Source organism: Pseudomonas paraeruginosa PA7 (assembly GCF_000017205.1).
GTDB classification, from domain to species: Bacteria; Pseudomonadota; Gammaproteobacteria; order Pseudomonadales; family Pseudomonadaceae; genus Pseudomonas; species Pseudomonas paraeruginosa.
This window is the reverse complement of sequence record NC_009656.1, coordinates 6,015,939-6,039,290: the sequence shown is the minus strand read 5'-3', so window position 1 is coordinate 6,039,290 and position 23,352 is coordinate 6,015,939. Positions and strand designations below refer to the sequence as shown.

The 23,352-nt window shown below is 68.1% G+C and carries 22 protein-coding genes; 20 read left to right on the top strand and 2 right to left on the bottom strand.

The window, feature by feature from the left end; translation table 11 throughout:
- Positions 1–42: 42 nt before the first annotated feature.
- From estA to PSPA7_RS27870, 6 genes are all read left to right on the top strand, one after another.
- Positions 43–1,983 carry an esterase EstA gene (gene estA / locus PSPA7_RS27895; protein WP_012077768.1) on the top strand — a complete coding sequence of 647 codons (1,941 nt, stop codon included), beginning with the start codon at positions 43–45 and terminating at the stop codon, positions 1,981–1,983.
- A 155-nt stretch (positions 1,984–2,138) separates the two neighbouring features.
- Positions 2,139–2,669, top strand: a complete 531-nt coding sequence (gloA, locus tag PSPA7_RS27890) for a lactoylglutathione lyase (RefSeq protein WP_012077767.1) — start codon at positions 2,139–2,141, stop codon at positions 2,667–2,669.
- Between the two features lie 139 nt (positions 2,670–2,808).
- Positions 2,809–3,819: a class 1 fructose-bisphosphatase gene (locus tag PSPA7_RS27885; RefSeq protein ID WP_012077766.1), complete on the top strand. Its 1,011-nt coding sequence runs from the start codon at positions 2,809–2,811 to the stop codon at positions 3,817–3,819.
- A 4-nt stretch (positions 3,820–3,823) separates the two neighbouring features.
- Positions 3,824–4,426, top strand: coding sequence for a DUF924 family protein (locus PSPA7_RS27880; protein WP_003151639.1), 603 nt, complete (start codon positions 3,824–3,826; stop codon positions 4,424–4,426).
- 71 nt (positions 4,427–4,497) lie between these two features.
- Positions 4,498–4,755: an outer membrane protein assembly factor BamE domain-containing protein gene (gene bamE / locus PSPA7_RS27875; RefSeq protein ID WP_003151642.1), complete on the top strand. Its 258-nt coding sequence runs from the start codon at positions 4,498–4,500 to the stop codon at positions 4,753–4,755.
- Complete coding sequence (locus PSPA7_RS27870; protein ID WP_033999910.1) at positions 4,752–5,321, top strand: lipocalin family protein; 570 nt, start codon at positions 4,752–4,754, stop codon at positions 5,319–5,321. The genes bamE and PSPA7_RS27870 overlap by 4 nt, the downstream gene beginning before the upstream one ends.
- A 146-nt stretch (positions 5,322–5,467) precedes the next feature.
- On the opposite strand, the gene PSPA7_RS27865 is transcribed toward PSPA7_RS27870, so the two are convergent.
- Positions 5,468–6,829, bottom strand: a complete 1,362-nt coding sequence (locus PSPA7_RS27865; protein WP_041025431.1) for a formimidoylglutamate deiminase — start codon at positions 6,827–6,829, stop codon at positions 5,468–5,470.
- 100 nt (positions 6,830–6,929) lie between these two features.
- Between PSPA7_RS27865 and hutC the strand changes: the two genes are divergently transcribed.
- The 14 genes from hutC (at position 6,930) to hutG (ending at position 22,354) form a co-directional block, all read left to right on the top strand.
- On the top strand, positions 6,930–7,682 hold the full coding sequence (hutC, locus tag PSPA7_RS27860; protein WP_012077763.1) for a histidine utilization transcriptional repressor HutC: 753 nt from the start codon (positions 6,930–6,932) through the stop codon (positions 7,680–7,682).
- Positions 7,679–8,269, top strand: coding sequence for a HutD/Ves family protein (locus tag PSPA7_RS27855; protein WP_012077762.1), 591 nt, complete (start codon positions 7,679–7,681; stop codon positions 8,267–8,269). Before hutC ends, PSPA7_RS27855 begins: the two co-directional genes overlap by 4 nt.
- 141 nt (positions 8,270–8,410) lie before the next feature.
- Positions 8,411–9,433 carry an ABC transporter substrate-binding protein gene (locus tag PSPA7_RS27850; protein ID WP_041025430.1) on the top strand — a complete coding sequence of 341 codons (1,023 nt, stop codon included), beginning with the start codon at positions 8,411–8,413 and terminating at the stop codon, positions 9,431–9,433.
- An 88-nt stretch (positions 9,434–9,521) separates the two neighbouring features.
- Positions 9,522–9,704, top strand: coding sequence for a fatty acid desaturase domain-containing protein (locus PSPA7_RS33105; RefSeq protein ID WP_012077760.1), 183 nt, complete (start codon positions 9,522–9,524; stop codon positions 9,702–9,704).
- 12 nt (positions 9,705–9,716) lie between these two features.
- Positions 9,717–10,739, top strand: a complete 1,023-nt coding sequence (locus PSPA7_RS27840) for a phosphate/phosphite/phosphonate ABC transporter substrate-binding protein (RefSeq protein ID WP_012077759.1) — start codon at positions 9,717–9,719, stop codon at positions 10,737–10,739.
- Between the two features lie 323 nt (positions 10,740–11,062).
- A complete protein-coding gene (gene hutU, locus PSPA7_RS27835; protein WP_012077758.1) occupies positions 11,063–12,742 on the top strand; it encodes a urocanate hydratase in 1,680 nt (559 codons plus the stop codon).
- Between the two features lie 140 nt (positions 12,743–12,882).
- Complete coding sequence (locus tag PSPA7_RS27830) at positions 12,883–14,319, top strand: purine-cytosine permease family protein (RefSeq protein ID WP_003151657.1); 1,437 nt, start codon at positions 12,883–12,885, stop codon at positions 14,317–14,319.
- Between the two features lie 99 nt (positions 14,320–14,418).
- Positions 14,419–15,948 (top strand): histidine ammonia-lyase, encoded by a 1,530-nt coding sequence (gene hutH, locus PSPA7_RS27825; RefSeq protein ID WP_041025429.1) that lies wholly within the window; start codon positions 14,419–14,421, stop codon positions 15,946–15,948.
- Between the two features lie 207 nt (positions 15,949–16,155).
- Positions 16,156–17,124 (top strand): ABC transporter substrate-binding protein, encoded by a 969-nt coding sequence (locus PSPA7_RS27820; RefSeq protein ID WP_012077756.1) that lies wholly within the window; start codon positions 16,156–16,158, stop codon positions 17,122–17,124.
- A gap of 24 nt (positions 17,125–17,148) precedes the next feature.
- Positions 17,149–18,000, top strand: a complete 852-nt coding sequence (locus PSPA7_RS27815; RefSeq protein ID WP_012077755.1) for an ABC transporter permease — start codon at positions 17,149–17,151, stop codon at positions 17,998–18,000.
- Positions 17,997–18,827 (top strand): quaternary amine ABC transporter ATP-binding protein, encoded by an 831-nt coding sequence (locus PSPA7_RS27810; protein ID WP_012077754.1) that lies wholly within the window; start codon positions 17,997–17,999, stop codon positions 18,825–18,827. The genes PSPA7_RS27815 and PSPA7_RS27810 overlap by 4 nt, the downstream gene beginning before the upstream one ends.
- Entirely contained in the window at positions 18,824–20,356 is a 1,533-nt protein-coding gene (locus PSPA7_RS27805) for an HAL/PAL/TAL family ammonia-lyase (protein ID WP_012077753.1), read from the top strand. The genes PSPA7_RS27810 and PSPA7_RS27805 overlap by 4 nt, the downstream gene beginning before the upstream one ends.
- On the top strand, positions 20,353–21,561 hold the full coding sequence (gene hutI, locus PSPA7_RS27800) for an imidazolonepropionase (protein ID WP_012077752.1): 1,209 nt from the start codon (positions 20,353–20,355) through the stop codon (positions 21,559–21,561). The genes PSPA7_RS27805 and hutI overlap by 4 nt, the downstream gene beginning before the upstream one ends.
- Positions 21,554–22,354 (top strand): N-formylglutamate deformylase, encoded by an 801-nt coding sequence (hutG, locus tag PSPA7_RS27795; RefSeq protein WP_012077751.1) that lies wholly within the window; start codon positions 21,554–21,556, stop codon positions 22,352–22,354. Before hutI ends, hutG begins: the two co-directional genes overlap by 8 nt.
- Here the strand turns inward: hutG and PSPA7_RS27790 are convergent.
- The gene (locus PSPA7_RS27790) at positions 22,345–23,310 is read right to left on the bottom strand and encodes a LysR family transcriptional regulator (RefSeq protein ID WP_079262216.1); all 966 of its coding nucleotides are present in this window, start codon (positions 23,308–23,310) and stop codon (positions 22,345–22,347) included. The two genes, hutG and PSPA7_RS27790, sit on opposite strands and share 10 nt — an antisense overlap.
- Between the last annotated feature and the right edge of the window lie 42 nt (positions 23,311–23,352).

Below are 23,352 nucleotides of genomic sequence, written 5' to 3'. Positions count from 1 at the left end.
TCGCGGCGTCCTGACAATAAAAACAAATCACGGAGTAAGAGAATGATCAGAATGGCGCTCAAGCCACTGGCGGCGGCCTGCCTGCTGGCTTCGCTGTCCACCGCCCTGCAGGCTGCCCCCTCGCCCTATTCGACCCTGGTGGTGTTCGGCGACAGCCTCAGCGATGCCGGGCAGTTTCCCGATCCCGGCGGTCCGGCCGGAAGCACTTCGCGCTTCACCAACCGGGTGGGACCGACCTACCAGAACGGCAGCGGCGAGATCTTCGGACCGACCGCGCCCATGCTGCTCGGCAATCAGCTCGGCATCGCCCCGGGCGACCTGGCTGCCTCGACCTCGCCGGTCAACGCCCAGCAGGGCATCGCCGACGGCAACAACTGGGCGGTGGGCGGCTACCGTACCGACCAGATCTACGACTCGATCACCGCGACCGACGGCTCGCTGATCGAACGCGACAATACCCTCCTGCGCAGCCGCGACGGCTACCTGGTGGACCGCGCCCGCCAGGGCCTGGGCGCCGATCCGAATGCGCTCTACTACATCACCGGCGGCGGCAACGACTTCCTCCAGGGACGCATCCTCAACGACGTCCAGGCGCAACAGGCCGCCGGCCGCCTGGTGGATAGCGTGCAGGCCCTGCAGCAGGCCGGCGCGCGCTACATCGTGGTCTGGCTGCTGCCCGACCTGGGCCTGACCCCGGCTACCTTCGGTGGTCCCTTGCAGCCTTTCGCCAGCCAACTCAGCGGCACGTTCAACGCCGAGCTGACCGCCCAGTTGAGCCAGGCCGGCGCCAACGTCATTCCGTTGAACATCCCGCTGCTGCTCAAGGAAGGCATGGCCAACCCGGCTTCCTTCGGCCTGGCCGCCGAGCAGAACCTGATCGGCACCTGTTTCAGCGGCAACGGCTGCACCATGAACCCGACCTACGGGATCAACGGCAGCACGCCCGACCCGAGCAAATTGCTGTTCAACGACAGCGTGCACCCGACCATCACCGGCCAGCGGCTGATCGCCGACTACACCTATTCGCTGCTGTCGGCGCCCTGGGAACTGACCCTGCTGCCGGAAATGGCCCACGGCACCCTGCGTGCCTACCAGGACGAATTGCGCAGCCAGTGGCAGGCGGACTGGGAGAACTGGCAGAACGTCGGCCAGTGGCGTGGCTTCGTCGGCGGCGGTGGCCAGCGCCTGGACTTCGACTCCCAGAACAGCGCCGCCAGCGGCGACGGCAACGGCTACAACCTGACCCTCGGCGGCAGCTACCGGATCGACGAGGCCTGGCGCGCCGGGGTCGCCGCCGGCTTCTACCGGCAGAAGCTGGAAGCCGGCGCCAGGGATTCCGAGTACCGGATGAACAGCTACATGGCCAGCGCCTTCGTGCAATACCAGGAAAACCGCTGGTGGGCTGACGCGGCGCTGACCGGCGGCTACCTCGACTACGACGACCTGAAGCGCACGTTCGCCCTGGGTGGCGGAGAACGCAGCGAGAAAGGCGACACCTATGGCCACCTGTGGGCGTTCAGCGCGCGCCTGGGCTACGACATCGCCCAGCAGGCCGACAGTCCCTGGCACCTGTCGCCGTTCGTCAGCGCCGACTATGCGCGGGTCGAGGTCGACGGCTATTCCGAGAAGGGCGCCAGCGCCACCGCGCTCGACTACGACGAGCAGAAACGCAGCTCGAAGCGCCTGGGGGCCGGCCTGCAAGGCAAGTACGCGTTCGGCAGCGATACCCAGCTGTTCGCCGAGTACGCCCACGAGCGCGAGTACGAGGACGACACCCAGGACCTGACCATGTCCCTCAACAGCCTGCCGGGCAATCGCTTCACCCTCGAAGGCTACACCCCGCAGGATCACCTCAACCGTGTCTCCCTGGGCTTCAGCCAGAAGCTGGCGCCGGAGTTGTCGCTGCGCGGCGGCTACAACTGGCGCAAGGGCGAGGACGATACCCAGCAGAGCGTCAGCCTGGCGCTGAGCCTGGATTTCTGAGGACCTCGTGGCCGGCGTCCGGGCGGCGCCGGCCACATTCCCGCCGACGGAACGATCGGCGCGTGCCGGCATCAAGAGAGTAGTACCCCGCTGTTACTCGCTGCCCGGCGGTCCGCCATACACTGCCGCTCCGTTTCGTTCGAGGGAATCGCCCGATGAGTTTCAACACCGAAGTACAGCCCGGCATCTGCATGGAGCCGGATGCCGTCACCCAGGAATACGTGTTCAACCACACCATGCTGCGGGTCAAGGACCCGAAGCGCTCGCTCGACTTCTACTCGCGGGTGCTGGGCATGCGCCTGTTGCGCCGCCTCGACTTCGAGGAAGGCCGCTTCTCCCTGTATTTCCTCGCCATGACCCGTGGCGAAGAGGTACCCGACGCGGTGGACGAACGCCAGCGCTATACCTTCGGCCGCCAGTCGGTCCTCGAGCTGACCCACAACTGGGGCAGCGAGAGCGACGACAGCCAGTACCACAACGGCAACCAGGACCCGCGCGGGTTCGGGCACATCTGCTTCTCGGTGCCGGACCTGGTGGCGGCCTGCGAGCGTTTCGAGACGCTGGGGGTGAACTTCGTCAAGCCGCTGGACCGAGGCATGAAGAACGTCGCCTTCATCAGCGATCCCGACGGCTATTGGGTGGAAATCGTCCAGGCCAGCCTGAACGGCGAGATGGGGCGCGGCTGACGACCGTCGATCGGTTGCGCGCCGCGGAAATGAACCGCGCCGCCGCCGCCGATCTCCAACCGGCGGTTGCGCGGAGTCAAGCGTGGCCGCCAATTCCGCGTTAAACTGCGCGGGTTTTTTCCTCTCTCCGGAGCCATCCATGTCCCGCGTTACCCTGAGCCGCTATCTGATCGAGCAGACCCGCAGCCACAATACCCCGGCCGACCTGCGCTTCCTCATCGAGGTCGTGGCGCGTGCCTGCAAGGAAATCAGCCATGCGGTGTCCAAGGGCGCGCTGGGCGGCGTGCTCGGCAGCATGGGCACCGAGAACGTGCAGGGCGAGGTGCAGAAGAAGCTGGACGTGATGTCCAACGAGATCCTGCTGGAAGCCAACGAATGGGCCGGCAATCTGGCTGGCATGGCCTCGGAGGAGATGGACCACCCCTACCAGATCCCGGGGCGCTACCCGAAAGGCGCCTACCTGCTGGTCTTCGACCCGCTGGACGGCTCCAGCAACATCGACGTCAATGTCTCGGTCGGCACCATCTTCTCGGTGCTGCGCTGCCCCAACGAATACCTGAACCAGAACGATACCCTGCGCGAGGAAGCCTTCCTCCAGCCGGGCACCACCCAGGTCGCCGCCGGCTACGCCATCTACGGCCCGCAGACCATGCTGATGCTGACCCTCGGCAACGGCGTCAAGGGTTTCACCCTGGACCGCGAGCTGGGCAGCTTCGTCCTCACCCACGACAACATCAGCGTGCCGGAAAGCACCGCCGAGTTCGCCATCAACATGTCCAACCAGCGCCACTGGGAGGCGCCGGTGAAACGCTACGTCGAAGAACTGCTGGCCGGCAAGGAAGGCCCGCTGGGCAAGAACTACAACATGCGCTGGATCGCCTCGATGGTCGCCGACGTACACCGCATCCTGACCCGCGGCGGCGTCTTCATGTATCCGCGCGACGCCCGCGAGCCGGAGAAGCCCGGCAAGCTGCGCCTGATGTACGAGGCCAACCCGATGTCCTTCATCATCGAGCAGGCCGGCGGCGCCGCCACCAACGGCACCCAGCGCATCCTCGACATCAAGCCGGAGAACCTGCACCAGCGCGTCGCGGTGTTCCTCGGCTCGAAGCAGGAAGTCGAGCGCATCACCGGCTACCACAAGGAGTAAGCCGATGAGCGCGCCCTGGCAGACCCTGCTCGACTGGTGGTTCGGCGCCTCCAGCGACGCCGCCGAGGTGGTTGCCCAGCGCAACGGCCTGTGGTTCGGCAAGAACGTCTGCCAGGACGCCGACGCCGGCGGCCGCTTCGGCGAGCTGGTGAACCAGGCGCTGGACGGCGGCCTGCAGGAATGGACGGCCAAGGCCGACGGCTGGCTGGCGCTGATCCTGCTGCTCGACCAGCTACCGCGCATGGTCTACCGCGATACCCCTCGCGCCTACGCGGGCGACGCCCGTGCCCAGCGCCTGGTGCGCGAAGGCATGGAAAAGGGCCTTGACCGCCAGTTGCCGCCGATCCGCCGGGTGTTCGTCTACCTGGTGCTGGAGCACGCCGAGGACCTGCCCAGCCAGGAGCGGGCGGTGACCTGCTTCCGCGAACTGCGCGAGCAGGTCGGCGGCACGGCGCGCGAGCCGTTCGACAGCTTCTGCGACTACGCCGAACGGCACCATGCGGTGATCGCCCGCTTCGGCCGTTTTCCCCATCGCAACGCCATTCTCGGCCGGCCTTCGAGCGAAGAGGAGACGGCGTTCCTCAGGGAACCCGGTTCGCGTTTCTGACTCCAAGGCTCCGGATTTCCCCGCGTGTGCCAAGCTGTAGGCAGCGCTTCCCCCCGAACAAGGAGTTCCTCATGGCGTCGTTCCGTACCCTGGCCGTGGCCGCCTTCTGCGTCGTCCTGGCCGGCTGCAGCAAGATCAACCAGGAAAACTATTCCAAGCTCAAGGCCGGCATGAGCAAGGCCGAGGTCGAGGCGATCCTCGGCAAGCCCACCGAGTGCTCCGGCGCGCTGGGCATGTCCAGCTGCACCTGGGGCGACGAGAAGGCCTTCATCAGCGTGCAGTACGCCGCCGACAAGGCGCTGCTGTTCTCCGGCCAGGGCCTCAAGTGATCGGTCTCCCCGTCCGGGTGCTCTGCACCCTGTGGCTGGGCTTGCTGCTGGTCGGTTGCGCGGGTTCGCCGAAGAGTCCGCCGGCCACCGAGCAGGTCGACCTGCAGCGCTACCAGGGCACCTGGTACGAGCTGGCGCGCTTGCCCATGTTCTTCCAGCGCAACTGCGCGCAATCGGAAGCGCATTACCGCCTGCAGGACGACCAGAGCATCCAGGTGATCAACCGCTGCCTGACCCAGGATGGCGAGTGGGAGCAGGTTGAGGGCCGGGCGGTCGCCCAGCAGCCGGGCCGCACCGACAAGCTGTGGGTGCGCTTCGACAACTGGTTCGCCAATCTCTTCCCCAACGTGGCGCGCGGCGACTACTGGGTGCTGGCGGTGGACGACGATTACCGCACCGCGCTGGTGGGCAATCCGAACCGCGAATACCTGTGGCTGCTGTCGCGCACCCCGCAGGTCTCGCGGCAGACCCGCGAGCGGCTGCTGGCAGAGGCGCGTAGCCGCGGTTACGCGGTGGACGAACTGATCTGGCGGGTACCTGACGGCCAGGTGAAGCGGAGCCAATGAAGGAACGCCCCGCCGGGGCGTTTTTTCTTTCCAGCGCCGTCCACGGCTGGCGGATGGCTTGGGATGTCTCGGCGTTTAGCGCCCGACGGCTCGTTCGAACGAGTAGGGCGGATACCGCAACGCGGTCACTCGCCGCTGCGCAGGGGTCAACCGAGCAGTTCCCCCAGCATCTGGGCGAACGCCCGTGCGCTGCGTTCTTCCCCGGCATGCCGGCCGTCACGCACGGTCCATCTGCCGGCCACCATCACGTCGCGCACCTGGCGGTCGCCGCCGGCGAACAGCCAGCGGTTGAGCAGGGCGTCGCCTTCGGCGCTGGCCAGGTAGGGGTCGTTGCCGTCAAGGACCAGCAGGTCGGCGCGGCGGCCCACGGCGAGGCCGCCGATCGGCTGGCCGAGGGCCTGGGCGCCGCCAGCCAGGGCCGCGTCGTAGAGGGTGCGGCCGATGTTCGGCTGGTCGGCGCGATAGAGCCGGTTGCGCTTCCGGTCGCGCAGGCGCTGGCCGTATTCCAGCCAGCGCAGTTCCTCGACCACGCTGAGCGAGACATGGCTGTCGGAGCCGATGCCCAGGCGTCCGCCCTGGGCGAGGAAGTCCGTCGCCGGGAAGATACCGTCGCCGAGGTTGGCCTCGGTGCTCAGGCACAGGCCGGCCACCGCGCCGCTGCGCGCCATCGCCGCGACCTCTTCGGGATCGGCGTGGGTCGCATGGACCAGGCACCAGCGCTGGTCGACCGCGACGTTCTCGTACAGCCATTGCAATGGCCGGCATCCGCTCCAGGCCAGGCAGTCGTCGACTTCCTTCTGCTGTTCGGCGATATGGATGTGGACCGGCAGGTCGTCGTGGCCGGCGTCCAGGACCGTGGCGATCTGTTGCGGGGTCACCGCGCGCAGGGAGTGGAAGCACAGGCCCAGGGATTGGCCCGCCGCTCCCAGCGGCGCGCGCAGGCGCTGGAGCAATTCCAGGTAGGCCTCGCTGTCGTTGAGGAAGCGCCGCTGGCCCTCGCTGGCCGGCTGGCCGCCGAAGCCCGCGTGGCTGTAGAGCACGGGAAGCAGGGTCAGGCCGATGCCGGCGGTGCTGGCGGCACGGGAGATGCGCAGGGACAATTCGGCGGGATCGGCGTAGGGACGGCCGTCGAGGTCGTGGTGGACGTAATGGAATTCCGCCACCGACGTGTAGCCGGCCTTGAGCATCTCGATGTAGAGCTGGCGGGCGATGACCTCGATCTGCTCGGGCGAGAGCCGGCCGACCATCCGGTACATCAGCTCGCGCCAGGTCCAGAAACTGTCGTTGGGATTGCCGGCGACCTCGGCGAGCCCGGCCATGGCGCGCTGGAACGCATGCGAATGGAGGTTGGGCATGCCCGGCAGCACGGCGCCGCCGAGGTGTTCGGCGCCGTCGGCACTGGCGTCGGGATGAATGGCGGCGAGGACTCCGTCCGCGGAAATCTCGAAACGGACATTTCGCGCCCAGCCTTCCGGCAGCAACGCACGTTCAGCGAAAATAGCGGACATAATCAGCTCACACGCGGTCTGTTTTATTTGTATATACATATACAGACGATCAGGCGGTGCGTAAACTCACTTCATCGACGCCTCGACAAGGAGTCTCTCCGTGACGTCCTCTTCTTCCGATCGATCCCCGCTGGCCTCGCAACTCGGCGAGGTGCCGGCGCCGCTCTACGCGCGGGTCAAGCAGATGATCGTCAGCCAGATCCAGTCGGGCGCCTGGCCGCCGCACCACCGGGTGCCGTCCGAGAGCGAACTGGTCAGCCAGCTCGGCTTCAGTCGGATGACCATCAATCGCGCCCTGCGCGAGCTGACCAGCGACGGCCTGCTGGTGCGCATGCAGGGTGTCGGTACCTTCGTCGCCGAGCCCAAGGGCCAGTCGGCGCTGTTCGAGGTGCACAACATCGCCGACGAGATCGCCGCCCGCGGGCATCGCCATCGTTGCCAGGTGATCACCCTCGGCGAGGAGGTCGCCGGCCCCGAGCGCGCCCTGGCGCTGGACGTGCGCGAAGGCCAGCGGGTGTTCCACTCGCTGATCGTGCATTACGAAAACGACATCCCGGTGCAGATCGAGGACCGCTACGTGAACGCCGCGGTGGCGCCGGACTACCTCAGGCAGGATTTCACCCGGCAAACGCCCTATGCCTACCTGACCCAGGTGGCGCCGCTCACCGAGGGCGAGCATGTGGTCGAGGCGATCCTCGCCGAGCCGGCGGAATGCAAGCTGCTGCAGATCGAACGCGGCGAGCCGTGCCTGCTGATCCGCCGCCGCACCTGGTCCGGGCGTGTCGCGGTGACCGCCGCGCGGCTGCTGCACCCGGGTTCCCGCCACCGTCTGGAAGGACGCTTCACCTCATGAGCGAATTCCGCATCCTGCGCGCCGTCGACTACCCGAGAATGCCGTGGAAGAACGGCGCCGGTTCCACCGAGGAGATCGCCCGCGACGGCGGTGACGGCCTGGACGGCTTCGGCTGGCGCCTGTCGATCGCCGATGTCGGCGAATCCGGTGGTTTCTCCCGTTTCGCCGGCTACCAGCGGATCATCAGCGTGCTGCAGGGCGGCGGCATGCGCCTGCGGGTGGATGGGGCGGACACACCGGCGCTGCGCGAGCGCCAGCCCTTCGCTTTCTCCGGCGACAGCGAGGTGCACTGCACCCTGCTCGATGGGGCTATCCGCGACTTCAACCTGATCTACTCCCCGCAGCGCTACCGGGCGCGCCTGCAATGGCTGCGGGTGGAGGAGGCTCTGGACTGGCACGGCTCGGCGAGCACCGTGTTGCTGTTCGCCCAGCAGGGCGAGGTCGCGGTTTCCCTGCAAGGCCAGTCCTGTGGCCGGCTGGGCGTCCACGACTGCCTGCAGGCCGAAGGGCTCGAGGGCTTGCAGCACTGGCGCCTGGCGGCGCACGAGGCGGCCTGGGTCTGTGCGGTGGAGCTCGAAGCGCGGTAATTCTCCGGCGATGCGAGGAAAAAGCGTCTACACCGAAAGGGTAGGCGCTTTTGTCTATCCAAGGAATGAAACGTTATTGATCCAGTATTTCTAATGTCTATATGGTTCCGCATGCCGTCCTACTCCAACCGGGAGACCCGCATGCCCCCGCTTCGCCAGTTCCTCGCCGTCCTCGCCTTGGGCGCCAGCCTCGCCAGCCAGGCCGCCGCCGGGGCGCAGTGCCCGTATCCGGGCAAAGTGGTGTTTGCCGGGCTCAACTGGGAAAGCGGCATGTTCACCACCGACCTGCTGCGCTACGTGCTGGAAAAAGGCTACGGCTGCGAGACCGACGCGCTGCCGGGCAACACCGTGACCATGGAGAGCGCCCTGCGCCAGAACGACATCCAGGTCACCGGCGAGCAGTGGGCCGGGCGCAGCCCGGTATGGCGCGCGGCGGAGGAGGCGGGCGAGGTGTTTTCCGTCGGCGAGACGGTGAAGGGTGCCACCGAGGGTTGGTGGGTGCCGGAATATCTGGTCGAGGGCGACCCGCAGCGAGGCATCGAGGCGAAGGCGCCGGAGTTGAAGTCGGTCGCCGACCTGCCGCGCTACAAGGAGCTGTTCCGCGATCCCGAGGAGCCCGGCAAGGGGCGCTTCTACAATTGTCCGACCGGCTGGACCTGCGAGATCGTCAACAGCCAGAAGCTCAAGGCCTACAAGCTGCAGGACAGCTACACGAATTTCCGCACCGGCACCGGGCCGGCGCTGGACGCGGCGATCAGCGCGGCATTCCGCCGAGGCGAGCCGGTGCTTTTCTACTATTGGTCGCCGACCCCGCTGATGGGCCGCTACAAGCTGGTACAGCTGGAAGAGCCGCCGTTCAGCGCAAAGGCCTGGGCGACCCTGTCCGATCCGAAGAATCCGGATCCCATCGGCTCCCGCTCCTTGCCGGCGAAGATCACCATCGGCGTTTCCCGCGATTTCCATGACAAGGCGCCGGCGCTGGTCGAGCTGTTCCGCCGGGTCGAGATTCCCCTGCCGCTGTTCAACGCCCTGCTCGCCGACATGGCGCAGCATCACCACGATGTCGGCGAGGTGCGCGCACGGTTTCTCAGCGAGCACCGCGAGATATGGAGCCGCTGGATGCCGGCGGAGGTTGCCGCCCGTCTCGATGCCTCCCTGAAGTAAGCGCCGGAGGACGTCGTGGCGCATTACCTGAGCGGGCGTCAGCGTACCCGGGTGCTTCGCCTGCTAGGCAGGCTCCAGGCGCTGGGCGGTGCTGCCGGACCTGGCGCCGTTCGCTTGCCTCCATATGTCGTTGCAGCATGAGCTGATCCATGGCCATCCGACTCGCTGGCCGGCATTCAACGCGCTGCCCGGCTACCTGTCCCTGGCGGCTGGTATCCCTGCCCGCTGTATCGCGACGGCCACCTGCGCCACCACCTCGATGACCGACTGACCTATCCGGGACGTGCACGCGCCGCTGCTGGCCAGGCTCTGGCTGTACCTGCTGGGCGTCGCCTATCCGGCGCTCGGCCTGGGCATGCGGCGTTCGTTCACGAACGCCGGCCGGCCGCCGAGCCGGCGCAGTGGCGATTTCCTCCTGCCCGGCTATGGTCGTCTATGGCGGCGCCACGGTTGGCGGCCGGTGGATGCGCCGGCGCATCCCGAGCACTGGCGGCAGGTGGAGCAGACGATGATCGATACCCCGGTGGTGGCGGCGCTGGACATGTATGTCGAGCCGGACTGCGTCAGGCAGGCCGGTCGCGGTTTCATCGACGAAGTCTGCCGGCGCCTGGGCGTACGCCGTTGCGCGCCGGCCGCCGCCGAGCTGGCGGTGCAGTGGCGGCAGCCGAACCTGCTGTTCGCGCAGGCCTGCGGCTATCCGCTGGTGACCCAGTTGCAGGGCCAGGTAGCGGTGCTCGCGGTGCCCAGCTACGACCTGGCGGACTGCGCGCCGGGTGAACATTGCAGCCTGTTCGTCGCCGCCGAGGGCGAGGCGCGGCGGCGTCTCGACGAGTTCCGCGACACCCGCCTGGCGCTGAACGGGCACGATTCCAACAGTGGCATGAACCTGCTGCGCCACGCGCTGGCGCCGCTGGGACGCGATGCCGCGTTCTTCGCCGAGGTGCGGATCAGTGGCGGTCACGTGCGCAGCCTGGCCATGGTCGCGGCGGGGGAGGCCGAGCTGACCTCGGTGGACGCGCTGACCTTCGCCTACCTGCAACGTCACGCCCCGGAACGCCTGGCCGGGCTGCGCGTGCTCGGACGCAGCGCGCCGAGCCCGGCCCTGCCGCTGATCACTTCGCTACGCTGGAGCGCGACGCAACGCCGCGAGCTGTTCGAGGCGCTGAACCTGACCCTGGTCGACTGCCCGGAACTGGCCCGGACCCTGGCGCTGAAATCCTTCCTCCCGGCTGGCGAGGAATATTATCGGATCCTCCTCGACTACGAGCGGCAGGCAGAGGGCTGGGGCTACCCACATTTGCGCTGAGCGGTGTTACCGAATGCCCCATTCGGGGGCGTGGATACCTGCCAGGAGAATGTGCGCGATCGTTCGGCGCGCTCGCCGCCTAGGATCATCGCCATTTCTCGATTTTAAAAAATATCATTTTAATCAATGGCTTGCTCCTGATCTGCGGGATGCTGGAGAGCGTTCGGCAGGTGCCCAGCGGCGGACTTGGCCCTGCCTTTGCTTATACTTGTATGTACAAGCATAGATGTGTCAGGTGAGCCCGCCGCAACCTCTGCTTCCACCCGAATTCAGGCGTCCGCATGGGCGCCAGCCGTTCAACGCTACGCCCCCAGGAGCCTGCCGTGACCACCCCGAGCAAATTCCGCGACATCGAAATCCGCGCCCCGCGCGGCAACACGCTGACCGCCAAGAGCTGGCTGACCGAAGCGCCGCTGCGCATGCTGATGAACAACCTCGACCCAGAGGTGGCCGAGAATCCCAAGGAACTGGTGGTGTACGGCGGCATCGGCCGCGCCGCGCGCAACTGGGAGTGCTACGACAGGATCGTCGAGACCCTCAGGCAACTGAACGACGACGAGACCCTGCTGGTGCAGTCCGGCAAGCCGGTCGGGGTGTTCAAGACCCATGCCGACGCGCCGCGCGTGCTGATCGCCAACTCCAACCTGGTGCCGCACTGGGCGACCTGGGAACACTTCAACGAACTGGATGCCAGGGGCCTGGCGATGTACGGCCAGATGACCGCCGGCTCGTGGATCTACATCGGCAGCCAGGGCATCGTCCAGGGCACCTACGAAACCTTCGTCGAGGCCGGTCGCCAGCATTACGACGGCAACCTCGCGGGCCGCTGGGTGCTCACCGCCGGCCTCGGCGGCATGGGCGGCGCCCAGCCGTTGGCGGCGACACTGGCCGGAGCCTGCTCGCTGAACATCGAATGCCAGCAGAGCCGTATCGATTTCCGCCTGCGCAGCCGCTACGTCGACGAACAGGCCAAGGACCTCGACGACGCCCTGGCGCGCATCGCCAGGTACACCGCCGAAGGCAAGGCGATCTCCATCGCCCTGCTGGGCAATGCCGCCGAGATCCTTCCGGAGCTGGTGCGGCGCGGCGTGCGTCCGGACATGGTCACCGACCAGACCAGCGCCCACGACCCGCTCAATGGCTACCTGCCGGCCGGCTGGACCTGGGAGCAATACCGTGACCGCGCGCAGACCGACCCGGCCGGCGTGGTCAAGGCGGCCAAGCGCTCCATGGCCGTGCATGTGCAGGCCATGCTGGCATTCCAGAAGCTGGGCATCCCGACCTTCGACTACGGCAACAACATCCGCCAGATGGCCAAGGAAGAGGGGGTGGCCAATGCCTTCGACTTCCCCGGCTTCGTCCCGGCCTACATCCGCCCGCTGTTCTGCCGTGGTATCGGCCCGTTCCGCTGGGCCGCGCTGTCGGGCGATCCGCAGGACATCTACAAGACCGACGCCAAGGTCAAGGAACTGATTCCCGATGACGCCCACCTGCACCGCTGGCTGGACATGGCTCGCGAGCGCATCAGCTTCCAGGGCCTGCCGGCGCGCATCTGCTGGGTCGGCCTGGGCCTGCGCGCCAAGCTCGGCCTGGCCTTCAACGAGATGGTACGCAGCGGCGAACTGTCGGCACCGATCGTGATCGGCCGCGACCACCTCGATTCCGGCTCGGTGTCCAGCCCGAACCGCGAAACCGAGGCCATGCAGGACGGCTCCGACGCCGTCTCCGACTGGCCGCTGCTCAACGCCCTGCTGAACACCGCCAGCGGCGCCACCTGGGTCTCGCTGCACCACGGCGGCGGGGTCGGCATGGGCTTCTCCCAGCACTCGGGCATGGTGATCGTCTGCGACGGCACCGATGCAGCCGCCGCGCGCATCGCCCGGGTGCTGACCAACGATCCGGGCACCGGGGTCATGCGCCACGCCGACGCGGGCTACCCGATCGCCATCGACTGCGCCAGGGAACAGGGCCTGAACCTGCCGATGATCACCGGCAAGCGCTGACGGCGCCGGCGGCTTCCGGCAACGCCGGGAAGCCGCCGGATACGGCCTCACGTCGGCGGGGACGTGGCGGTGGCCGCTTACTGCCCGGTCCGGGCGACAACAAGAATGGCGGCGAGCGAGCCGCAGCGGAGTACAGCAGCATGACCCAGGGCAGCGACAGCAAGCCTCTGATCGAACGGCGCTCGATCGACTATATCCCGGCGAACGAGCGCCACGGTCGCCTCTACAGCCAGTTCACCCTCTGGCTGGGGGCCAACCTGCAGATCACCGCCATCGTCACCGGCGCCCTCGCCGTGGTGCTCGGCGGCGATGTGTTCTGGTCGCTGGTCGGCCTGCTCCTCGGGCAGGTCCTCGGCGGCGCCGTGATGGCCCTGCACGCCGCGCAGGGGCCGCGGCTGGGGCTGCCGCAGATGATTTCCAGCCGGGTGCAGTTCGGCGTCTACGGCGCCTGCATCCCGATCGCCCTGGTATGCCTGATGTACCTGGGCTTCACCGCCACCGGCACGGTACTTTCCGGGCAGGCGATCGGCCAGATGACCGGACTCGGTGACAGCGCCGGGATCCTCATCTTCGCCGCCTTCATCGTCCTGGTTACGGTGCTCGGCTACCGCGTCATCCACATCATCGGGCGGATCGCCAGCGTCCTCGGCATCATCGCCTTCGTCTACCTGTTCAGCCGCGTGTTGCTGCTCGGCGACATCGGCGAACTGCTCGCCATCCGCCATTTCAGCTGGGCCTCGTTCCTCCTCGCGGTGTCGCTGTCGGCGTCCTGGCAGATCGCCTTCGGCCCCTACGTGGCCGACTATTCGCGCTACCTGCCGGCATCCACCTCGGGCTGGAAGACCTTCCTCGCCGTCGGCCTCGGCTCGGTGCTCGGCGCCCAGGCCTCGATGGTGCTCGGAGTGCTCGCGGCGGCCATGGCCAACGGCCAGTTCGCCGGGCGCGAAGTGGCCTATATCGTCGGCCTGGGCAGCAGCGGGACGATCGCCGCGCTGCTCTACTTCAGCATCGCCTTCGGCAAGGTGACCATCTCCACGCTGAACTCCTACGGCAGCTTCATGTGCATCGCCACCATCATCAGCAGCGTGCGCGGCCAACTGGAGATCACGCGTCTGCAGCGCCTGTTCTTCGTCCTCGCGATCGTCGGCGCCTCCACGGTCATCGCGCTGCTCGGCCAGCATTCGTTCCTGGCGGCGTTCAAGTCCTTCATCCTGTTCCTGCTGACCTTCTTCACCCCGTGGAGCGCGGTGAACCTGGTCGACTACTACTTCATCACCCGCGAGCGCTACGACGTGCCGGCCCTGGCCGACCCCAACGGTCGCTACGGCCGCTGGAACGTACCGGGCATCGCCGTCTATACCCTCGGCGTGCTGGTGCAGATGCCGTTCCTGGCGACCAAGCTGTATACCGGGCCGATGGTCGAACACCTCGGTGGGGTGGACATTTCCTGGATCATCGGCCTGGTGGTCCCGGCCGTCCTCTACTATCTGGTGGCCCGCCGCAAGGCCTCGCGCCAGGCGCCCGCACGGATGGTCCTGCCGCAGGACCCCGGCGCCTTCGCCGAGCGGGGGGCCTGAAGCGCATTGCCGGAGGCGCGCGAGCGGCGCCTCCGGTTCCCGGAAACACCGTGAATGGATAGCGAAGCCGCCGGCAGCGAACGGCCAAGGAGACCCTCGATGAGCCTGCACCTGAAACCCGGCCAACTGACCCTGGCCGAACTGCGTCAAGCCTACCTCGCTCCGCTGCACCTGAGCCTGGACGCCAGCGCCGAGGCGCCGATCGCCGCCAGCGTGGCCTGCGTCGAGAACATCATCGCCGAAGGCCGCACCGCCTATGGCATCAACACCGGCTTCGGGCTGCTGGCCTCGACCCGGATCTCCCCGGCCGACCTGGAGAAGTTGCAGCGTTCCATCGTCCTTTCCCATGCCGCCGGGGTCGGCGAGGCGCTGGACGACGCCATGGTGCGGCTGGTCATGCTACTCAAGGTGAACAGCCTGGCACGCGGCTTCTCCGGCATTCGTCGCAAGGTCATCGACGCGCTGATCGCGCTGCTCAACGCCGAGGTCTACCCGCACATCCCGCTGAAAGGCTCGGTGGGCGCCTCCGGCGACCTGGCGCCGCTGGCGCACATGTCCCTGCTGCTGATCGGTGAAAGCAAGGCGCGCCATCGCGGCGAGTGGTTGCCGGCAAGAGAGGCGCTGGCGCTGGCCGGACTGGAGCCGCTGACCCTGGCGGCCAAGGAAGGCCTGGCCCTGCTCAACGGCACCCAGGTCTCCACCGCCTACGCCCTGCGCGGCCTGTTCGAGGCCGAGGACCTGTTCGCCGCCGCCACCGTCTGCGGCGGCCTCAGCGTCGAGGCGATGCTCGGCTCGCGGGCGCCGTTCGACGCGCGTATCCACGCGGCGCGCGGCCAGCGCGGCCAGATCGACGTGGCTGCGGCCTACCGCGACCTGCTCACCGCCAGCAGCGAGGTGGCGCGTTCCCACGAGAAGTGCGACAAGGTCCAGGACCCTTACTCGCTGCGTTGCCAGCCGCAGGTGATGGGCGCCTGCCTCACGCAGATGCGCCAGGCCGCCGAGGTGCTGGAGATCGAGGCCAACGCGGTGTCCGACAACCCGCTGGTGTTCGCCGCCGAGGGCGACGTGGTTTCCGGCGGCAACTTCCATGCCGAGCCGGTGGCGATGGCCGCCGACAACCTGGCCCTGGCCCTGGCCGAGATCGGTTCGCTGTCCGAGCGGCGCATCTCGCTGATGATGGACATGCACATGTCGCAGCTGCCGCCGTTCCTGGTGGCCAATGGCGGGGTCAACTCCGGCTTCATGATCGCCCAGGTCACCGCCGCCGCCCTGGCCAGCGACAACAAGGCCCTGGCCCACCCGGCCAGCGTCGACAGCCTGCCGACCTCGGCCAACCAGGAAGACCACGTATCGATGGCGCCCAACGCCGGCAAGCGGCTCTGGGCGATGGCCGAGAACGTCCGCGGGATACTCGCCGTGGAATGGCTGGGTGCCTGCCAGGGCCTGGATTTCCGTGAAGGCCTGAAGAGTTCGCCGAAGCTGGAGCAGGCCCGTGGCCTGCTGCGGGCCAAGGTACCGTACTACCAGGAGGACCGTTTCTTCGCCCCCGACATCGAGGCCGCCAGCCAGCTCCTGGCCAGCGGCTGCCTGAACGCGCTGCTGCCGGCCCGGCTGTTGCCGAGCCTGTAGGCGTTCACGACCCGTATCCATGGAAAAAGGAGGCATGCCATGCCTGTTGGGCGCTCGCGAGAGCGGGGCGCCCGCAGATGCCCAGGGAGGGCTGCAATGGAAACAGCGGCGCCTGCGCTCGCCGTCCAATAACAACGATCAGGGCCGCCCGCGGCCCGCAGGTTTTCCAACTGCCTTTGCCCAATCGCACATCCGGAGCGTCCAACCATGCGATACAAGAAGTCGATGTTGAGTGTTTTCTGTGCCCTCGGCCTGCTCGCCGCCTCGGCGGGCGCCCAGGCCGAGGGTTGGTGCGAGTCCGGCAAGGCGGTGAAGTTCGCCGGGCTCAACTGGGAAAGCGGGACGCTGCTCACCGAGCTGATGCAGTTCGTCCTGGCCAAGGGCTACGGCTGCGCCACCGACAGCCTGCCGGGCAACTCGATCACCATGGAGCAGGCGCTGAGCACCAACGACATCCAGGTCTTCGCCGAGGAGTGGATCGGCCGCAGCGACGCGTGGAACAAGGCTGCGGCCGCCGGCAAGGTGGTCGGCGTCGGCGCACCCATCGTCGGCGCGGTGGAGGGCTGGTACGTGCCGCGCTACGTGATCGAGGGCGATCCGCAGCGCAAGCTCGAGGCCAGGGCGCCGAACCTGCGCTCGATCGCCGACCTGGCGCAGTACGCCGAGGTCTTCCGCGACCAGGAGGAGCCGGACAAGGGACGCTTCTACAATTGCCCGGCCGGCTGGACCTGCGAGCTGGAGAACAGCGAGATGCTGAAAGGCTACGGCCTCGAGGGCAAGTTCACCAACTTCCGCCCCGGCACCGGCCCGGCGCTGGATGCCGCGGTGCTGTCGAGCTATCGGCGCGGTGAACCGATCCTCTTCTACTACTGGTCGCCGACGCCCCTGATGGGCCGCGCCGACCTGGTGCGGCTGGAGGAAAAGCCCGGCGTCGACAAGAGCATCCGCATCCAGGTCGGCCTGTCGCGGACCTTCCACGACCAGGCGCCGGAGCTGGTGGCGGTGCTGGAGAAGGTCAACCTGCCGATCGACCTGCTGAACGCCAACCTGGCACGGATGGCCAAGGAGCGGATCGACGCGGCGCGGCTGGCGCGCGAATTCCTCGAGAAGCACCCCGAGGTCTGGCATGCCTGGGTCGACGCGGACGCGGCGAAGAAGATCGAAGCGGCACTCTGATTCCACGACCGACGAGAGCAGACCATGTTTCCCGAACGCCTGACATTTTCCATCGCCGACTGGGTCAACGGCTGGGTCGACGCCCTGGTGACCAACTACGGCGACCTGTTCCGCAAGATCTCCGACACTCTCCTCTGGGCCATCGTCAATCTCGAAGGCCTGCTCCGCGCCACGCCCTGGTGGCTGCTGCTGGCGATCGTCGCGGCGATCGCCTGGCATGCCACCCGGCGCCTGCTGCCGACCCTGGTGATCACCGGGCTGCTGTTCCTGGTCGGCGCCGTGGGCCTCTGGGACAAGCTGATGCAGACCCTCGCGCTGATGCTGGTGGCGACCTTCATCTCGGTGCTGATCGGCATCCCCCTGGGTATCCTCGCCGCGCGCAGCAACCGCCTGCGCGCGGTGCTGATGCCGCTGCTGGACATCATGCAGACCATGCCCAGCTTCGTGTACCTGATCCCGGTGCTGATGCTGTTCGGCCTGGGCAAGGTGCCGGCGATCTTCGCCACCGTGATCTACGCCGCGCCGCCGCTGATCCGTCTCACCGACCTGGGCATCCGCCAGGTCGACAACGAGGTGATGGAGGCGGTCAACGCCTTCGGCGCCAACCGCTGGCAGCAGTTGTTCGGCGTGCAGCTGCCGCTGGCCCTGCCGAGCATCATGGCGGGGATTAACCAGACCACCATGATGGCCCTGTCGATGGTGGTGATCGCCTCGATGATCGGCGCGCGCGGCCTCGGTGAAGATGTCCTGGTGGGAATCCAGACGCTGAACGTGGGCAAGGGCCTGGAGGCCGGCCTGGCGATCGTCATCCTCGCGGTGGTGATCGACCGCATCACCCAGGCCTACGGCCGTTCCCGGCACGAGGCGAGCAAATGAGCGGGGCGCAGATGAACAAGATCGAAGTGAAGAACGTGTTCAAGATCTTCGGCCCGCGCGCCGACGCCGCCCTGGCGCTGATCCGCCAGGGGCGCAGCAAGGCCGAGGTGCTGGCGCAGACCGGCTGCGTGGTCGGCGTCAACGATCTGTCGCTGTCCATCGGTGCTGGCGAGATCTTCGTGATCATGGGCCTTTCGGGTTCCGGCAAGTCGACCCTGGTGCGCCACTTCAACCGCCTGATCGACCCCACCAGCGGCGAGATCCTGATGGATGGCGAGGACATCCTGCGCTACGACATGGAAGCCCTCCGGCAATTCCGCCGGCGCAAGATCAGCATGGTGTTCCAGAGTTTCGGCCTGCTGCCGCACAGGAGCGTGCTCGACAATGTCGCCTACGGCCTGAAGGTTCGCGGCGAAAGCCGGGCGCAGTGCCACGAGCGGGCCCTGCACTGGATCGCCACGGTGGGCCTGAAGGGCTACGAGAAGTCCTACCCGCACCAGTTGTCCGGCGGCATGCGCCAGCGCGTCGGCCTGGCTCGCGCGCTGGCCGCGGACACCGAGATCATCCTCATGGACGAGGCCTTCAGCGCCCTCGATCCGCTGATCCGCGCCGACATGCAGGACCAGTTGCTGGAGCTGCAGAAGACCCTGCACAAGACCATCGTCTTCATTACCCACGACCTCGACGAGGCGGTGCGCATCGGCAACCGCATCGCGATCCTCAAGGATGGCCAGCTGATCCAGGTCGGCACGCCACGGGAAATTCTCCACCAGCCGGCCGACGACTACGTCGACCGCTTCGTCCAGCGCCGGGTGGCGAACCTATGAGCGGCGTAGCGAGCGTGGTGTTCGGCGACCGGCCTCTGCGCTGGCAGGAGGTGGTCGCGGTGGCGCGGCATGGCGCGCGCCTGGAACTCTCGGCGGAGGCCTGGGCGCGGATCGACAACGCCCGCGCCATCGTCCGGCGCATAGTCGCCAGCGGCGAGCGCGCCTACGGTATCAGCACTGGCCTGGGCGCGCTGTGCAACGTCCTGCTGGAGGGCGAGCAGCTCGCCGAGCTGTCGCGCAATACCTTGCTCAGCCACGCCTGCGGGGTCGGCGAGCCGCTGCGCGACGAGCAGACCCGGGCGATCATCTGCGCCGCCATCGCCAACTACAGCCAGGGCAAGTCGGGGCTCGACCGTTCGCTGGTGGAAGCGCTGCTGGCGCTGCTCAACCACGGCATCACGCCGCGGGTGCCGGCGCAGGGCTCGGTGGGCTACCTGACCCACATGGCGCACATCGGCATCGCCCTGCTCGGCGTCGGCGAGGTCAGCTACCGTGGCGAGGTGGTGCCGGCCGCCGCGGCGCTGGCGGCGGAGGGCCTGTCGACGGTGCGCCTGGGCGCCAAGGACGGGCTGTGCCTGGTCAACGGCACGCCGTGCATGACCGGTCTCGCCTGCCTGGCGCTGGACGACGCGCAGCGCCTGGCGCAGTGGGCCGACGTGATCGGGGCGATGAGCTTCGAGGCCCTGCGCGGGCAACTGGCGGCGTTCGACGCCGAGATCATCGCCCTCAAGCCGCATCCCGGGATGCAGCGGGTCGGCGCCAACCTGCGCGCCCTGCTGGCCGGCAGCGAGGTGCTGGAAAGCGCCCGCGGCATCCGTACCCAGGACGCCCTGAGCATCCGTTCGATCCCGCAGATCCACGGCGCCTGCCGCGACCAGCTGGCCCACGCGGCGCGGCAGGTCGAGACCGAACTCAACTCGGCCACCGACAATCCGCTGCTGCTGGGCACGCCGCAAGCCTACCGGGTGGTGTCGCAGGCCAACCCCCACGGCGAGTCGGTGGCGATGGCCGCCGACCTGCTGGCGATCGCCGTGGCCGAGCTGGGCGGGGTCGCCGAGCGCCGCGTGGATCGCCTGGTCAACCCGCTGGTCAGCGGCCTGCCGGCCTTCCTGGTGGGCAAGCCGGGGGTCAACTCGGGGATGATGATCACCCAGTACGTCGCCGCCTCCCTGGCCGGCGAGAACCGCCAGCTGGCGCAACCGGCGGTGGTCGACAACTTCGTCACCTCGGGCCTCCAGGAAGACCACCTGAGCCTCGGCACCAGCGCCGCGCTCAAGCTCGGCAGGGCCCTGGAGAACCTCCGGCGGATCCTCGCCATCGAGTACCTGCTGGCCGCCCAGGCCTTCGAGTTCCTCGCCCCGCAGCGCCGCGGCCAGGGCACCGCGGCGGCCTGGGGCATCCTGCGCGAGCGCGTGCCCGCGTACGACACCGACCGCTGGCTGGCCCCCGACATCGCCAGCGCGGCGGCCATCCTCGGCGAGCAGAGCAGCCTCGCCCGGGTGGCCGCGAGCATAGGAGACCTGCAATGAAACGACTCTGGCAGCATTGCCATGCCGCCACCCTCAGGAACGGCAAGTACTCGATCGTCGAGGACGCCGTCCTGGTCACCGACGGTCCGCTGATCCACTGGATCGGCCCGCGCGCCGAACTGCCGCCCGGCGACTACGCCGAGCGCATCGACCTCGGCGGCGCCTGGCTGACGCCGGGGCTGATCGACTGCCACACCCACGCGGTGTTCGGCGGCAACCGCAGTGGCGAGTTCGAGCAGCGCCTGGAGGGCGTCAGCTACGCCGAGATCGCCACCGCCGGAGGCGGCATCGCCAGCACCGTGCGCGCCACCCGCGAGGCCAGCGAGGAAGAGTTGCTGGCCAGCGCGCGCAAGCGCCTGGACCCCTTGCTGCGCGATGGCGTGACGGCGCTGGAGATCAAGTCCGGCTACGGCCTCGACCTGGCCAGCGAGGCCAAGATGCTGCGGGTCATCCGCCGCCTCGGCGAGCAACTGCCGGCGACCGTGCGCAGCACCTGCCTCGCCGCCCATGCCTTGCCTCCGGAATATGCCGGACGCGCCGACGACTACATCGGGCATGTCTGCACGACGATTCTGCCCGCGCTGGCGAAGGAAGGCCTGGTGGATGCGGTGGACGCCTTCTGCGAGCACCTGGCGTTCTCCCCGGCGCAGGTCGAGCGGGTATTCATCGCCGCCCGCGAGCTGGGCCTGCCGGTGAAGCTGCACGCCGAGCAGCTGTCATCGCTGCATGGCTCCAGCCTGGCGGCGCGCTACCAGGCGCTGTCGGCCGACCACCTGGAGTACATGACCGAGGAGGATGCCCGCGCCATGGGTGCGGCGGGCACCGTCGCGGTGCTGCTGCCGGGCGCCTTCTACCTGCTGCGCGAGACCCGGTTGCCGCCGATCGACGCCCTGCGCCGGCACGGCGTGGCCATGGCCGTGGCCAGTGACCTCAATCCCGGCACTTCGCCGGCGCTGTCGCTGCGCCTGATGCTGAACATGGCCTGTACCCTGTTCCGCCTGACGCCGGAGGAAGCGCTGGCCGGCGTCACCCTGCACGCCGCCCGGGCGTTGGGCCTGGAGGCTAGCCACGGCAGCCTGGAGGCCGGCAAGCTGGCCGATTTCGTCGCCTGGGAGATCGAGCGCCCGGCGGAGCTGGCCTACTGGTTGGGCGGCGATCTGCCGAAACGTGTCATTCGCCACGCCGAGGAGGTATACCGTGGATGAAGTCCTGAGTTTCACGCGCGGCCGCGTGCCGCTGCTGATCAGCATGCCGCACCCCGGCACGCGCCTGACTCCGGCGGTGGACGCCGGCCTGGTGGAGGAGGCGCGGGCGCTGGCCGATACCGACTGGCACATTCCCCGGCTCTACGATTTCGCCGAGGAACTGGGTGCCAGCACCCTGGCTGCCCACTATTCGCGCTATGTGGTCGATCTCAACCGTCCTTCCGACGACAAGCCGCTGTACAGCACCGCCACCACCGGCCTATACCCGGACATCCTGTTCGACGGCCAGCCGCTCTACCGCGACGGCATGGCGCCGTCGACGGAGGAGCGCATGCGCTACCTGGCCGAAGTGTGGACGCCCTACCACCGGACCATCGCCGAGGAGCTGGCGCGGCTGAAGGCCGAGTTCGGCTACGCCCTGCTGTGGGACGCCCATTCGATCCGCTCGCACGTGCCGCACCTGTTCGACGGCCGGCTGCCGGACTTCAACCTCGGCACCAACGCCGGCGCCAGTTGCGATCCCGAGCTGGCGGCACGCCTGGAAGCGGTCTGCGCCGCCGCCGACGGCTACAGCCATGTGCTCAACGGACGTTTCAAGGGCGGCCACATCACCCGCCACTACGGCCAGCCGGAGCAGCATGTCCATGCCATCCAGCTGGAGCTGGCGCAGTGCACCTACATGGATGAGCGGGTGCCGTTCGCCTACCGTGCCGACCTTGCCGAACCGACCCGCACGGTCATCCGCGCGTTGCTGGAAACCCTGCTGGCCTGGGGCCGCGAACGCTACGCCTGAATCGCCGGCACCGCCCGCAGGCGCTCCTCGGCCTGGCAGGCGAGCATCCGCAGCAGCGGGGCGAGGGTGTGCGGCGGGGTTTCGTCGGCGCGGGTGATGGCGTAGAGGGTGACCGGGAAGGCCGGGCTCAGCGGACGGATCGCAGTGCTGCGCGGGTCGGCGCCGAGGGCGGTGAAGGGGTCGACCAGCGCCAGGCCGGCGCCGGCTTCCACCAGGGCGCGGGCGAGGGCGTAGGTCTGCACGGCGATCTTCACTTGTGGCGGCGGCTCCACGGCACTGAGGTAATCTTCCAGGCGGGCGAACAGCGGGTCGGCGGTGGACAGCCCGATCAGCGGCGCGCCGGCCAGCCCGGCCAGGCTCAACGGTTGCTGCCGCTCCGCTTCGGGCCAGTGCTCATGGGGTGCCAGGGCCACCAGAACGCCGCTGGCTATGGCTTCGCCGCGCAGGCCGGGATGGTCCGGCTGCTTCAGGCTCAGGGCCAGGTCCAGCTCGCGCATCAGCAGGCCCTGTACCAGTTCGCGCGAATGCAGGGTGGCCAGTTCGCAGGCGCTTTGCGGATAGCGCGCGCTCCACTCGCCGATCGCCCGCGGCAGCAATGACAGCGCCAGGGCCGGGGTGGCGCCGATGCGCAGGTTGTGGTCCGGCTGGCGCCGCAGGTTCTGTGCCAGGCGCCGCACCGCCTGCAGGCTGTCGCTGAGCTTGGCCACCTCGCGCTCCAGCTCCAGTGCTTCCGGGGTCGCCAGCAGCTTGCCGCGCACCCGCAGGAACAGCGGGAAGCCCAGCTGTTGCTCGGCGTGCTGCAGGACCTTGCTCACCGCTGGCTGCGATACGTGCAGCAACTGCGCGGCGCCGCTGACCGAGCCGGCCTGGCGGATCGCCTGGAACACTTCGATGTGGCGGAGCTTCATTGGCGCGGACCCATAACCTGAACTTATACCCTGGCCATCTTTATTCATTGTCCTGTCGCTGTCATCCGCGCCTATCGTCGAAGCCCTGGA